Annotated in this window: 16 protein-coding genes; all 16 read left to right on the forward strand. The window is 61.0% G+C overall.

From position 1 onward, the window contains the following. The first annotated feature begins 106 nt into the window (after window positions 1-106). The 16 genes from trmJ (at window position 107) to hisS (ending at window position 13,276) form a co-directional block, all read left to right on the forward strand. Window positions 107-880 (forward strand): tRNA (cytosine(32)/uridine(32)-2'-O)-methyltransferase TrmJ, encoded by a 774-nt coding sequence (trmJ, locus tag AC07OF_RS03265; protein WP_157194069.1) that lies wholly within the window; start codon window positions 107-109, stop codon window positions 878-880. Next, the gene (gene cysE / locus AC07OF_RS03270; protein ID WP_038614520.1) at window positions 881-1,663 is read left to right on the forward strand and encodes a serine O-acetyltransferase; all 783 of its coding nucleotides are present in this window, start codon (window positions 881-883) and stop codon (window positions 1,661-1,663) included. A gap of 153 nt (window positions 1,664-1,816) precedes the next feature. Next, window positions 1,817-2,308 carry a Fe-S cluster assembly transcriptional regulator IscR gene (gene iscR, locus AC07OF_RS03275; protein ID WP_038614519.1) on the forward strand — a complete coding sequence of 164 codons (492 nt, stop codon included), beginning with the start codon at window positions 1,817-1,819 and terminating at the stop codon, window positions 2,306-2,308. A 42-nt stretch (window positions 2,309-2,350) separates the two neighbouring features. After that, window positions 2,351-3,565, forward strand: a complete 1,215-nt coding sequence (locus AC07OF_RS03280; protein ID WP_038614518.1) for an IscS subfamily cysteine desulfurase — start codon at window positions 2,351-2,353, stop codon at window positions 3,563-3,565. Between the two features lie 46 nt (window positions 3,566-3,611). After that, entirely contained in the window at window positions 3,612-3,998 is a 387-nt protein-coding gene (gene iscU / locus AC07OF_RS03285) for a Fe-S cluster assembly scaffold IscU (RefSeq protein ID WP_002552476.1), read from the forward strand. 28 nt (window positions 3,999-4,026) lie between these two features. After that, a complete protein-coding gene (gene iscA / locus AC07OF_RS03290; RefSeq protein WP_038614517.1) occupies window positions 4,027-4,350 on the forward strand; it encodes an iron-sulfur cluster assembly protein IscA in 324 nt (107 codons plus the stop codon). An 8-nt stretch (window positions 4,351-4,358) separates the two neighbouring features. Then, window positions 4,359-4,880, forward strand: coding sequence for a co-chaperone HscB (gene hscB, locus AC07OF_RS03295; protein ID WP_157194065.1), 522 nt, complete (start codon window positions 4,359-4,361; stop codon window positions 4,878-4,880). A gap of 42 nt (window positions 4,881-4,922) precedes the next feature. After that, window positions 4,923-6,785, forward strand: a complete 1,863-nt coding sequence (gene hscA, locus AC07OF_RS03300; protein WP_157194063.1) for a Fe-S protein assembly chaperone HscA — start codon at window positions 4,923-4,925, stop codon at window positions 6,783-6,785. 3 nt (window positions 6,786-6,788) lie between these two features. Next, entirely contained in the window at window positions 6,789-7,130 is a 342-nt protein-coding gene (fdx, locus tag AC07OF_RS03305; RefSeq protein ID WP_038614513.1) for an ISC system 2Fe-2S type ferredoxin, read from the forward strand. A gap of 12 nt (window positions 7,131-7,142) precedes the next feature. After that, on the forward strand, window positions 7,143-7,343 hold the full coding sequence (gene iscX, locus AC07OF_RS03310) for a Fe-S cluster assembly protein IscX (RefSeq protein WP_010223458.1): 201 nt from the start codon (window positions 7,143-7,145) through the stop codon (window positions 7,341-7,343). A 91-nt stretch (window positions 7,344-7,434) separates the two neighbouring features. Then, on the forward strand, window positions 7,435-7,860 hold the full coding sequence (ndk, locus tag AC07OF_RS03315; RefSeq protein ID WP_128322646.1) for a nucleoside-diphosphate kinase: 426 nt from the start codon (window positions 7,435-7,437) through the stop codon (window positions 7,858-7,860). A 28-nt stretch (window positions 7,861-7,888) separates the two neighbouring features. Then, complete coding sequence (rlmN, locus tag AC07OF_RS03320; protein ID WP_157194061.1) at window positions 7,889-9,034, forward strand: dual-specificity RNA methyltransferase RlmN; 1,146 nt, start codon at window positions 7,889-7,891, stop codon at window positions 9,032-9,034. Between the two features lie 13 nt (window positions 9,035-9,047). Next, window positions 9,048-9,806, forward strand: coding sequence for a type IV pilus biogenesis/stability protein PilW (pilW, locus tag AC07OF_RS03325; protein ID WP_157194059.1), 759 nt, complete (start codon window positions 9,048-9,050; stop codon window positions 9,804-9,806). Further along, entirely contained in the window at window positions 9,806-10,849 is a 1,044-nt protein-coding gene (locus AC07OF_RS03330; protein ID WP_157194057.1) for a RodZ domain-containing protein, read from the forward strand. The genes pilW and AC07OF_RS03330 overlap by 1 nt, the downstream gene beginning before the upstream one ends. A gap of 3 nt (window positions 10,850-10,852) precedes the next feature. Then, window positions 10,853-11,962, forward strand: a complete 1,110-nt coding sequence (gene ispG, locus AC07OF_RS03335) for a flavodoxin-dependent (E)-4-hydroxy-3-methylbut-2-enyl-diphosphate synthase (RefSeq protein ID WP_038614506.1) — start codon at window positions 10,853-10,855, stop codon at window positions 11,960-11,962. 24 nt (window positions 11,963-11,986) lie between these two features. Continuing rightward, window positions 11,987-13,276: a histidine--tRNA ligase gene (gene hisS / locus AC07OF_RS03340; protein ID WP_157194055.1), complete on the forward strand. Its 1,290-nt coding sequence runs from the start codon at window positions 11,987-11,989 to the stop codon at window positions 13,274-13,276. The last annotated feature ends 38 nt before the right edge of the window (window positions 13,277-13,314 follow it).

Consider the following 13,314-nt stretch of genomic DNA (forward strand, 5'->3'; position numbering starts at 1 on the left):
TAGCAGAAAACTTTGCGCGAAGAAGGGTGACATTTGCTTTCGTAGCGTAAAGTCGGTGTGTTCTGTAAGATTTGCTGCCTCTTTCCCGTGTCTGTGAGCGCTCGCCTTGCTGCAAAATATTCGTGTTGTTCTGGTCAATACCAGCCATCCCGGCAATATCGGCGGCGCTGCGCGTGCCATGAAAAACATGGGCTTGTCGCGCCTGGTGCTGGTCGATCCGCAGGATTTTCCGTCGCATGAGGCCGATGCCCGTGCGTCGGGTGCCGATGATGTGCTCGGTGGCGCCCAGGTGGTTGCCACCCTCGAAGAGGCGTTGGTCGGTTGCAATCTGGTGTTTGGCACCAGTGCCCGTGAGCGTCGCATCCCCTGGCCGCTGGTCGACCCGCGCGAATGCGGCAGCAAAGTCATCGAGCATGCCGTCCAGGGTGAAGAGATCGCCCTGGTGTTTGGTCGTGAGTACGCAGGCCTGACCAACGAAGAGCTGCAGCGTTGCCATTTTCATGTGCACATCCCCTCCAATCCCGATTTCAGTTCGCTGAATCTGGCGGCGGCGGTGCAGGTGCTGTCCTACGAGGTGCGCATGGCCTGGCTGGCTGCCGAAGGCCAGCCTTCGAAGGTGGAGAAGTTCGAGGTGACGTCGGTGCGCAGCAGCGAGCTGGCGACCATGGATGAAATGGAGCTGTTCTACGAGCACCTGGAAAAGACCCTGGTCGACATCGGCTTCCTCGACCCGGAAAAGCCCAAGCACCTGATGCCGCGTCTGCGCCGGCTGTATGGGCGCAGTTCGGTCAATCGTTCGGAAATGAGTATTTTGCGCGGCATCCTCACGGAAACCCAGAAAGTGGCCCGTGGCGAGCCGCATAAGCGCAAGGATCAATAAATGTTCGAGCGTCTGCGTGAAGATATCCAGAGCGTTTTCCACCGTGACCCGGCGGCGCGCAACGCCTTTGAAGTGCTGACCTGCTATCCGGGCATGCATGCGATCTGGCTGCACCGGGCGGCGCACGCGCTGTGGAAGCGTGACTGGAAGTGGCTGGCCCGGCTGGTATCGAACTTCGGGCGCTGGATGACCGGTATCGAGATTCATCCGGGGGCCAAGGTCGGTCGGCGCTTCTTCATCGACCATGGCATGGGTATCGTGATCGGCGAAACGGCCGAGATCGGCGACGATGTCACTTTGTACCAGGGGGTGACCCTGGGTGGCACCAGCTGGAACAAGGGCAAGCGCCATCCGACCCTGGAGGATGGTGTGGTGGTGGGTGCCGGAGCCAAGGTGCTGGGGCCTTTTACCGTCGGTGCCGGAGCCAAGATCGGCTCCAACGCCGTGGTAACCAAGGCAGTGCCGGCGGGTGCTACTGCCGTGGGGATCCCGGGGCGCATCATCGTCAAGACCGACGCCGAGGTTGAAGCCAAGCGCAAGGCCATGGCCGAGAAGATCGGCTTCGATGCCTATGGCGTCAGTGAGGACATGCCGGACCCGGTGGCCCGTGCCATTGGTCAGTTGCTCGATCACCTGCAGGCAGTCGATGGGCGCCTGGAGGATATGTGCGGTGCGCTGAAGAGCCTGGGCAGCGACTACTGCGCCAAGGAACTGCCGGCGCTGCGCGAAGAAGACTTCGCCGAGATCAAGGACGAAGCGCGTAGCGACGCGTCGACGCATTGACAGAAGGGGCGTGCGCAGGCGCCCCTTAGTTTGCTATCATTCGGCCGCCGTCTTGCGGTAAACCCGACTAAAGCACTAGGTCTTATAGTTGACTTAAATGCTCGGGAATTGCATACTCGCTCCCATCCCGTAACCCCGTGGTACCTACTAGCCATGCGACTGACTACAAAAGGCCGATACGCCGTGACCGCCATGCTCGACCTGGCGTTGCACGCGCAGCATGGGCCGGTGTCTCTGGCCGACATTTCCGAGCGCCAAGGCATCTCCCTATCTTATCTGGAGCAGCTGTTTGCAAAGCTGCGCCGCAGCAGCCTGGTTTCCAGTGTGCGCGGACCTGGCGGCGGCTATCAGCTGTCGCGAAGCATGGAGAGCATTCAGGTAGCCCAGGTTATCGACGCGGTCAATGAATCGGTCGACGCCACGCGCTGCCAGGGCCTGGGTGATTGCCACGCCGGCGACACCTGCCTGACCCACCACTTGTGGTGTGACCTGAGCCAGCAGATTCACGAGTTTCTCAGCGGCATCAGCCTGGCTGACCTTGTTACTCGCCGTGAGGTACAAGAAGTCGCCCAGCGCCAGGACCTGCGTCGTATTGCAGGCCGGGCACCGCAGCTGGACAAGATTGAGACGTCCGCCGTCGAATGACCGTTTCGACGCGCGGCGCGACCGCCTGATAGGAGATATTCAATGAAGTTGCCGATCTACCTCGATTACTCCGCGACCACACCGGTCGACCCACGCGTTGCCCAGAAAATGAGCGACTGCCTGCTGGTCGACGGAAACTTCGGTAACCCGGCGTCGCGCTCCCACGTCTTTGGCTGGAAAGCCGAAGAAGCGGTCGAGAACGCCCGTCGCCAGGTCGCTGACCTGGTCAATGCCGACCCGCGGGAAATTGTCTGGACCAGCGGTGCCACCGAGTCCGACAACCTGGCAATCAAGGGCGTCGCGCACTTCTACAGCACCAAGGGCAAGCACCTGATCACCTCCAAGATCGAGCACAAGGCTGTTCTGGACAGCACTCGTCAGCTGGAGCGTGAAGGCTTCGAAGTCACCTACATCGAGCCAGGCGCCGATGGCCTGATCACCCCGGCCATGGTTGAAGCTGCCCTGCGTGATGACACCATCCTGGTGTCGATCATGCATGTGAACAACGAAATCGGCACCATCAACGACATCGCTGCCATCGGCGAACTGACCCGCGCCCGCGGCGTCATGTTCCACGTTGACGCGGCCCAGTCGACCGGCAAGGTTGAAATCGACCTGCAGAAGCTGAAAGTCGACCTGATGTCGTTCTCTGCACACAAAACCTACGGCCCTAAAGGCATCGGCGCGCTGTACGTCAGCCGCAAGCCTCGTGTGCGCCTGGAAGCCACCATGCACGGCGGCGGTCACGAGCGCGGCATGCGTTCGGGCACCCTGGCGACCCACCAGATCGTCGGCATGGGTGAAGCCTTCGCCATCGCCAAAGAGCTGATGGCCAGCGAGAACGTTCGTATCAAGGCCCTGAGCGACCGCTTCTACAAGCAGGTTGAAGGTCTGGAAGAGCTGTACATCAACGGCTGCATGACCGCGCGCATCCCGCACAACCTGAACCTGAGCTTCAACTACGTCGAAGGCGAGTCGCTGATCATGGCGCTCAAGGACCTGGCCGTTTCGTCCGGCTCGGCCTGTACTTCGGCTTCGCTTGAGCCGTCCTACGTGCTGCGTGCCCTGGGCCGCAACGACGAACTGGCACACAGCTCGATCCGCTTCACCTTCGGTCGTTTCACCACCGAAGAAGAAATCGACTACGCCGCGCAGAAGGTTTGCGAGGCCGTGACCAAGCTGCGCGAACTGTCGCCGCTGTGGGATATGTACAAAGACGGCGTCGACATCTCCAAGATTGAGTGGGCTGCGCACTAAGTAGTCGCCGGCAAGAGCGGCTCTCTGATGAGGAAGGAATTGCACCATGGCATACAGTGAAAAGGTCATCGACCACTACGAAAACCCGCGTAACGTCGGCAAGATGAATGCCGAAGACCCGGATGTCGGCACCGGCATGGTCGGTGCTCCAGCGTGCGGCGACGTAATGCGTCTGCAGATCAAGGTCAACGAGCAGGGCGTCATCGAAGATGCCAAGTTCAAGACCTACGGCTGTGGTTCGGCCATCGCCTCCAGCTCCCTGGCCACCGAGTGGATGAAGGGCAAGACGCTGGACGAAGCCGAAACCATCAAGAACACCCAGCTGGCCGAAGAACTGGCGCTGCCGCCAGTGAAAATCCACTGCTCGGTACTCGCCGAGGACGCCATCAAGGCGGCCGTGCGCGATTACAAGCAGAAGAAAGGTTTGCTCTAAGTTCGCCTGTTGCAGGTAAGGAGTCTCGATGGCTATCAGCATGACAGAAGCCGCCGCCAACCATGTGCGGCGCTCCATTGATGGACGCGGCAAAGGCGTTGGAATCCGCCTTGGCGTGCGCACCACCGGCTGCTCGGGCCTGGCCTATGTGCTGGAGTTCGTCGATGAGCTGGCCGACGAAGACCAGGTCTTCGAAAGTCATGGCCAGAAGGTGATCATCGATCCGAAAAGCCTGACGTACCTCGACGGCACCGAGCTGGATTTCGTCAAGGAAGGGTTGAACGAAGGCTTCAAGTTCAACAACCCCAACGTACGCGGTGAGTGTGGCTGCGGCGAAAGCTTCAACGTCTGAGGCTGCGCGTGGGTACTCCTTGTCATTTCGCCCTGTTTGACCTGCAACCTGGCTTCCGTCTGGACCTCGACAAGTTGGCCGCTCGCTATCGCGAGCTGGCCCGCGAGGTCCATCCGGATCGCTTCGCCGATGCCTCCGAACGTGAACAGCGCATTGCGCTGGAGCGTTCGGCTGCGCTGAACGAGGCCTACCAGACTCTCAAGAGCGCGCCCCGGCGTGCCCGCTACCTGTTGGCGATCGGCGGCCATGAAGTGCCGCAGGAAGTCACCGTCCATGATCCCGAGTTCCTGCTGCAGCAGATGCAATTGCGCGAAGAGCTCGAAGACCTGCAGGACAGTGCCGACCTCGATGGCGTGGCCGTTTTCAAGCGTCGCCTGAAAACTGCCCAGGAAGCACTCAACGAGGACTTCGCCGCCTGCTGGGATGATGCTGCGCAGCGTGAACAGGCCGAGCGCCTGATGCGCCGCATGCAGTTTCTCGACAAGCTCGCCTATGAAGTGCGCCAGCTGGAAGAGCGCCTCGACGATTAACCCGGCGCTGCCTCTGGCGGCGCCCCTGGTATTCAGATAAGCATGGCCCTACTGCAGATTGCCGAACCCGGTCAGAGTCCTCAGCCGCACCAGCGCCGCCTGGCGGTGGGTATTGACCTTGGTACCACCAACTCCCTGGTTGCCGCTCTGCGCAGCGGCCGTAGCGAGCCCCTGCCTGACGCTCAAGGCCGGGTCATCCTGCCTTCGGCGGTGCGTTATCACGCTGATCACATCGATGTCGGTCAGCTCGCGCGCGATGCCGCCTCCAGCGATCCGCTCAATACCGTGCTGTCGGTCAAGCGCCTGATGGGCCGTGGCCTGGCGGACGTCAAACAGCTGGGCGAGCAACTGCCATACCGCTTTGTCGGCGGTGAATCGCACATGCCGTTCATCGACACCATTCAGGGCCCGAAAAGCCCGGTGGAAGTCTCGGCCGATATCCTCAAGGTTCTGCGTCAGCGCGCTGAAGAGACCTTGGGTGGCGAGTTGGTCGGTGCGGTCATCACTGTTCCGGCTTATTTCGACGATGCTCAGCGCCAAGCGACCAAGGACGCCGCGCGCCTGGCCGGTCTGAACGTCTTGCGTCTGCTCAATGAGCCGACTGCAGCGGCCGTGGCCTATGGTCTGGATCAGAACGCCGAAGGCCTGGTAGCCATTTATGACCTGGGCGGCGGGACTTTCGATATCTCGATCCTGCGCCTGACCGGCGGTGTCTTTGAAGTGTTGGCCACCGGTGGCGACAGCGCCTTGGGCGGCGACGACTTCGACCACGCGATCGCCAACTGGATCGTCGAGCAGGCCGGTTTGTCCTCAGACCTTGATCCGGGTGCCCAGCGCCAGCTGTTGCAAACCGCTTGTGCGGCCAAGGAAGCCCTGACCGATGCTGATTCGGTCAGTGTCGCCTATGGCAACTGGCAGGCTGAGCTGACCCGCAGCGCCTTCGATGCGCTGATCGAACCGATGATCGCCCGTAGCCTCAAGGCTTGTCGTCGCGCCGTGCGTGACAGTGGCGTCGAGCTTGAAGAGGTCGGCGCGGTGGTCATGGTCGGTGGTTCGACCCGCGTTCCGCGCGTGCGTGAGGCGGTCGGTGCTCTGTTTGGCCGCACCCCGTTGACCGAAATCGATCCGGATCAGGTGGTCGCCATTGGCGCCGCAATCCAGGCCGATACCCTGGCCGGCAACCGCCGCGATGGTGGCGAACTGCTGCTGCTTGATGTGATCCCGCTGTCCCTGGGGCTTGAAACCATGGGCGGGCTGATGGAGAAGGTGATTCCGCGCAACACCACCATCCCGGTCGCCCGTGCCCAGGAGTTCACCACCTATAAAGACGGCCAGTCGGCGATGATGATTCACGTGCTGCAAGGCGAACGTGAATTGATCAGCGACTGCCGCTCGCTGGCGCGCTTCGAGCTGCGGGGTATTCCGGCGATGGTCGCCGGTGCGGCGAAGATTCGCGTGACCTTCCAGGTCGATGCCGACGGCCTGCTCAGCGTTTCGGCGCGCGAGCTGGGCTCGGGCGTCGAATCAAGCATCCAGGTCAAGCCGTCCTACGGTCTGACCGACGGCGAAATCGCCCGCATGCTCAAGGATTCCTTCGAACATGCCGGTTTTGACAAGGTCGCTCGCCAGTTGCGTGAGCACCAGGTTGACGCCGAGCGTCTGCTTGAAGCGGTGCAGGGCGCCCTGGACGCCGATGGCGAGCGCCTGCTGGACGCCGAAGAGCGTCTGGCCATCGAACAACAAATGCAAGACTTGCGTGATTTGATCAACGGCACCGATGGCGCCGCCATCGAGCAGCAGACCAAGCGTCTGTCGCAGGTGACCGATGCCTTTGCCGCCCGTCGCCTTGATTCGACGGTAAAAGCCGCGTTGGCCGGGCGCAACCTGAATGAGATCGAGGAGTAACTGATGCCGCAGGTGATTTTTCTGCCCCACGAGAAGTTCTGCCCGGATGGCATGGTTGTAGAGGCCGAGACAGGTAAGTCGATCCTCGAAGTGGCGCACGACAACCACATCGAAATCGAAAGCGCCTGCGGCGGCGTCTGCGCCTGCACCACGTGCCACTGCGTCATTCGCGAAGGCTTCGACTCGCTCAACGAGGCTGACGAGCTGGAAGAGGACTATCTTGACCGTGCCTGGGGCCTGGAACCGACGTCGCGCCTGACCTGTCAGGCCAAGGTCGGCACCGAAGACCTGACGGTCGAGATTCCCAAGTACTCCCTCAACCACGCCGCCGAAGCGCCGCATTGATCTGGAGCTGACATGAGCCTGAAATGGGTTGATGTACTTGAAATTGCAATCCAGCTTGCCGAAAGCAAGCCGGAAGTCGATCCTCGTTATGTGAACTTCGTCGATCTGCACCAGTGGGTGCTGGCATTGCCGGATTTCAGTGACGATCCGCAACGTGGCGGCGAGAAGGTTCTCGAAGCCATCCAGGCGGCCTGGATCGAAGAAGCCGACTGAGCGCGCTCGGCAGGTTAGGCAATCCCCCGGAACCCGCGTATAATTCGCGGGTTTAATTTTTCGCTTCACTCAACGTTTCTGGAGTTACACCATGGCTGTTCAACGTACTTTCTCGATCATCAAGCCTGACGCCGTTGCTAAAAACGTGATCGGCAAGATCACCACCCGTTTCGAAGACGCTGGCCTGAAAATCGTTGCTTCGAAAATCAAGCAACTGTCCAAAGCCGAAGCTGAAGGCTTCTACGCTGAGCACAGCGCCCGTGGTTTCTTCGGCGACCTGGTTGCCTTCATGACCTCCGGTCCAGTTGTTGTTCAGGTTCTGGAAGGCGAGAACGCCATCGCTCTGAACCGTGAGCTGATGGGCGCTACCAACCCTAAAGAAGCTGCTCCAGGCACCATCCGCGCCGACTTCGCTGAATCCATCGACGCCAACGCCGTTCACGGTTCGGACTCCGAAGCCGCTGCTGCTCGCGAAATCGCTTACTTCTTCGCAGCTACCGAGGTAACCACTCGCTAAGCGAAAGCTTACGGGTGAGGGTGAATCCATGACGACATCGACTGGCAAAACTAACCTGTTGGGGCTGACCCAGCCGGAAATGGAAAAATTCTTCGACTCTATCGGGGAGAAGCGTTTCCGTGCCGGTCAGGTAATGAAATGGATTCACCACTTTGGCGTCGATGATTTCGACGCCATGACGAATGTCGGCAAGGCCTTGCGCGAAAAGCTCAAGGCTGTTGCCGAGATTCGCGGTCCGGAAGTGGTCAGCGAGGACATCTCCAGCGACGGCACCCGTAAATGGGTGGTGCGCGTGGCGTCCGGCAGCTGCGTCGAGACCGTGTACATCCCTCAGGGCAAGCGTGGCACCTTGTGTGTCTCGTCTCAGGCCGGTTGCGCCCTGGACTGCAGTTTCTGCTCCACCGGCAAGCAAGGATTCAACAGCAACCTCACCGCCGCCGAAGTCATCGGCCAGGTGTGGATTGCCAACAAATCGTTCGGCAGCATTCCCGCCACCATCGACCGCGCCATCACCAACGTGGTGATGATGGGCATGGGTGAGCCGCTGCTGAACTTCGATAACGTGGTCGCCGCCATGCATTTGATGATGGACGACCTCGGCTACGGCATTTCCAAGCGCCGGGTGACCCTGTCCACCTCCGGCGTGGTACCGATGATCGATGAGCTGGCCAAGCACATCGACGTCTCCCTGGCCCTGTCGCTGCATGCGCCGAACGATGCGCTGCGCAACGAACTGGTGCCGATCAACAAGAAATACCCGCTCAAGGTCCTGCTCGAGTCGTGCATGAACTACATGTCGCAACTCGGTGAAAAGCGTGTATTGACCATTGAGTACACCCTGCTCAAGGACGTCAACGACAAGCTCGAACACGCCGTGGAAATGGCCGAGCTGCTCAAGAACGTGCCGTGCAAGATCAACCTGATCCCGTTCAACCCGTTCCCGCATTCCGGTTACGAGCGGCCGAGCAACAACGCCATCCGCCGTTTCCAGGACCACCTGCATCACGCCGGCTACAACGTGACGGTGCGCACCACCCGTGGTGAAGACATCGACGCCGCCTGTGGTCAGCTGGTAGGGCAGGTGATGGACCGGACCCGCCGCAGCGAGCGCTATATCGCCGTACGTCAGTTGAACGCTGAAGGCGAAATGCAAGACAGCGCCGTGCGCAACTGAAGAGAGGAACTCCATGACCTTGCGCGTTGCGCTGTCGATTCTGTCGCTCGCCCTGCTTGCAGGCTGCGTGTCCGGCGGGAGTTCGGACACGCTGGCGACGCGTGAAGGGCGCGCACAGGCCGGGCAGGCCTATGTGCAGTTGGGGCTGGGTTATTTGCAACAAGGTTTGACCGAGCAGGCCAAAGGGCCGCTGAAAAAAGCGCTTGATCTCGATAGCCAGGACGCCGCTGCAAACGGTGCCCTGGCTTTGGTGTATCAGGCCGAAGACGAGCCGGAACTGGCGCAGAAGCACTACCGCAAGGCCCTGGCCAGTCGCCCGGACGACACGAGGACCCGTAACAATTACGGCAGTTTCCTTTATGCTCAGGGGCAATACGTCCAGGCGCAGCAGATGTTTGTCCAAGCTGCGGCCGATACCCTGTATCCTGAGCGTTCACGAGTATTCGAGAGTCTCGGCCTGACCGCGTTGCGGCTGGGCCAGCGCGACCAGGCGCAGGAATACCTGGTAAAAGCTTTACGGCTCAACCAGCAGCAACCACGCGCGTTGCTGGAAATGGCTGAGTTGTCTTACGAAGACAGGCATTATGTGCCGGCCCGTGACTACTACGATCGTTTCAGCCAGCTGAGCGACCACAGTGCCCGCAGCTTGCTGCTGGGCAGTCGCCTGGCCAGCGTCTTCGAAGAACGGAACAAGGCCACCGATCTGGGCCTGCAATTACAACGACTTTATCCCGGTACGCCGGAATATCAGCAATACCTGTCGGAGCAATGATGAAAGCGGCGCATCCCGAAGTAGCAGCAGCGACTCGCGAGAATCCAGGTGAGACTCTGCGTCAGGCCCGTGAGAACAGGGGCTGGTCGCAAGCCGAAGTGGCTCACAAGCTGAACCTGACCGTGAGTTCATTGAACAACCTTGAAGCCGGCGCCTTCGACAAGCTGCCTGGTCACACCTTTGCCCGCGGCTACATACGTGCCTATGCCAAGCTGCTGGACATGGATCAGGCTGCGCTGGTGCAAGCTTTTGACCAATGCACCGGTACCGACGCCCAGGGCAGCGACGTGCATGCGCTGGGTCGCATTGAAGAGCCGGTGCGGCTGTCGCACAACATTCTGCGCGTCGTCAGCTTGTTGCTGTTGGTTGTGGTGATTGGTGGTGGCTTCTTCTGGTGGCAGGAGCAGGGCAGCCAGAGCAGCAAAGACCTGGTCAACATGGCCCTGGAACATGTCGAGGTCGAAAGCGCCGACGGCACCACCCAGATCCATCCGCTGGACGAACCTGAAGACCAGGCGGTCAGCGCCGCTCAGCAACCGCAAAGCACCCCGCTGAGTCTGGAACAGGCCCCGGCGGCCACTGAGCAGACCGAAACCGCGCCAGCGTCACAAACGCCAAGCAGCACTCCGCTCGCGCCGGTAGCTCCGGCCGTCACCACCCCTGTTGCACCCGTTGCTGCACCAGCCGCTCCGGTAGCTGCAGCGCCGGCACCTGCTCCGGTCGCCCCCGTCGCCCCTGTGGTGGTGGCGAGCGCACCGGTCGCTACGCCAGCACCAGCGGCCCCGACCCCGGCGCCTGCCGGCAGCGGCAAGCTGCACCTGCAATTCACCGCCGATTGCTGGACTTCGGTCACCGACGGCAACGGCAAGGTGCTGTTTAGCGCCATCAAGCGCAAGGGCGACAGCCTGGACCTGACCGGCAAGCCGCCGTTTGCGGTACGCCTGGGCTTTGCCCGGGGCGTGCAGGTCAGCTACAACGGCCAGCCTGTTGACGTTGCGCCGTTCACCAGTGGCGAGACTGCTCGCCTGAAGTTGGGACAATAAGTCATGCACGGCGAATCACCGATCAAACGTCGCGAATCGCGAAAAATCTGGGTAGGTAATGTTCCTGTCGGCGGCGATGCCCCCATCGCCGTACAGAGCATGACCAACACCGACACCAACGATGTCGCGGCCACCGTGGCACAGATCAACCGTCTGGTTGATGCCGGTGTCGACATCGTTCGTGTCTCGGTACCGGACATGGACGCGGCCGAAGCCTTTGGCCGGATCAAGCAGCAGGTCAGCGTGCCGCTGGTCGCCGATATCCACTTCGACTACCGCATTGCCTTGCGCGTTGCCGAACTGGGCGTCGACTGCCTGCGGATCAACCCGGGCAACATCGGTCGTGAAGACCGCGTGCGTGCTGTCGTCGACGCTGCCCGTGACCGCGGCATCCCGATCCGCATCGGCGTCAACGCCGGTTCCCTGGAAAAGGACCTGCAGAAAAAGTACGGCGAGCCAACCCCGGCGGCGCTGGTCGAGTCGGCCATGCGTCACGTCGAACACCTCGATCGCCTGGATTTCCAGGACTTCAAGGTCAGCGTCAAGGCCTCCGACGTGTTCATGGCCGTCGAAGCCTATCGGCTGTTGGCCAAACAGATCATCCAGCCACTGCACCTGGGCATCACCGAAGCCGGTGGCCTGCGTTCGGGTACGGTGAAATCCGCAGTCGGCCTCGGTATGCTGCTTGCCGAAGGGATTGGCGATACTATTCGCATCTCCCTGGCGGCAGACCCGGTTGAGGAAGTAAAAGTCGGTTACGACATCCTCAAGTCCCTGCACCTGCGTTCACGTGGTATCAACTTCATCGCCTGCCCGAGCTGCTCGCGGCAGAATTTCGATGTGGTCAAGACCATGAACGAGCTGGAAGGGCGCCTGGAAGACCTGCTGGTGCCGATGGACGTGGCCGTGATCGGCTGCGTGGTCAATGGTCCAGGCGAAGCCAAGGAAGCCCATGTGGGGCTGACCGGTGGTACGCCGAACCTGATCTACATCGATGGCAAGCCTGCGCAGAAACTGACCAATGACAACCTGGTCGATGAGCTGGAACGGCTCATCCGCCAGAAAGCGGCCGAAAAGGCCGAGGCCGACGCGGCGTTGATCGCCCGTGGCTGATACCCAGATTCGTAAGGATTTTCCGTGAGCAAATCGCTGCAAGCCATCCGTGGCATGAACGACATCCTGCCCGAGCAGACCCCGCTGTGGCGCTATTTCGAGAGCACCGTCGCCGGCCTGCTGGACACCTACGGCTATCGCCAGATCCGTACGCCGATCGTCGAGTTCACCGAGCTGTTCAAGCGCTCGATCGGTGAAGTGACCGACATCGTCGAAAAAGAGATGTACACCTTCGCCGACCGCAACGGTGACTCCCTGACCCTGCGTCCGGAAGGTACTGCGGCCTGCGTGCGTGCAGTACTCGAGCACGGCATCAGCGGTGGTGGCCAGGTGCAGAAACTCTGGTACATCGGCCAGATGTTCCGCCACGAGCGCCCACAGAAAGGTCGCTATCGCCAGTTCAACCAGATCGGCGTCGAAGTCTTCAACCTCGACGGTCCGGACATCGACGCCGAGTTGATCGTCCTCACCTGGCGCCTGTGGGGCTTGCTGGGGATCCGTGACGCGGTCAAGCTCGAACTCAACAGCCTGGGCACCAGTGAAGCCCGTGCGCGCTACCGTGATGCGCTGGTCGAGTTCCTCTCGGCGCGTCTGGAGCAGCTGGACGAAGACAGCCAGCGTCGCCTGAAGACCAACCCGCTGCGCATCCTCGACAGCAAGGACGCCAACACCCAGGCGGTGCTGGTTGGCGCGCCGAAGCTCGAAGACTACCTGGACGAAGAGTCGCGGGTACATTTCGATGGCCTCAAGGCACGTCTGGATGCCGCCGGTATTCCGTTCGTGATCAACACCAAACTGGTGCGTGGCCTGGATTACTACAGCAAGACCGTGTTCGAGTGGGTCACCGACAAGCTCGGCTCTCAGGGCACTGTCTGCGCTGGTGGCCGCTATGACGGCCTGGTTGAGCAGATGGGCGGCAAGCCGACCCCGGGCGTTGGTTTCGCCATGGGTATCGAGCGCCTGATCCTGCTGCTGGAAACCCTGGAGCAGGTACCCGAGTCGATCAACCGTCAGGTCGATGTCTACCTGTGCGCCTTCGGTGAGCAGGCAGAGCTGGCGGGCCTGGCCCTGAGCGAGCGTCTGCGCGATCGCCTGCCGAACCTGCGCCTGCAGGTCAATGCCGGTGCTGGCAGTTTCAAGAGTCAGTTCAAGAAGGCTGACAAGAGCAACGCGCTGTTCGCCTTGATCCTGGGGGACGACGAACTGGCGCAACAAGTGGTAGGTTTCAAACCCCTGCGTGGCCAGGGCGAACAACAAAACATTGCCTGGGATGCTCTGGCAGAGCACCTGGAAGCTTCCCTCGCGCAGGCGTGAAGCGGGTCAACAGCCGATTTGGTGAAAAGGAGTATTGG

Source organism: Pseudomonas sp. GW821-FHT10B02, from assembly GCF_059415665.1.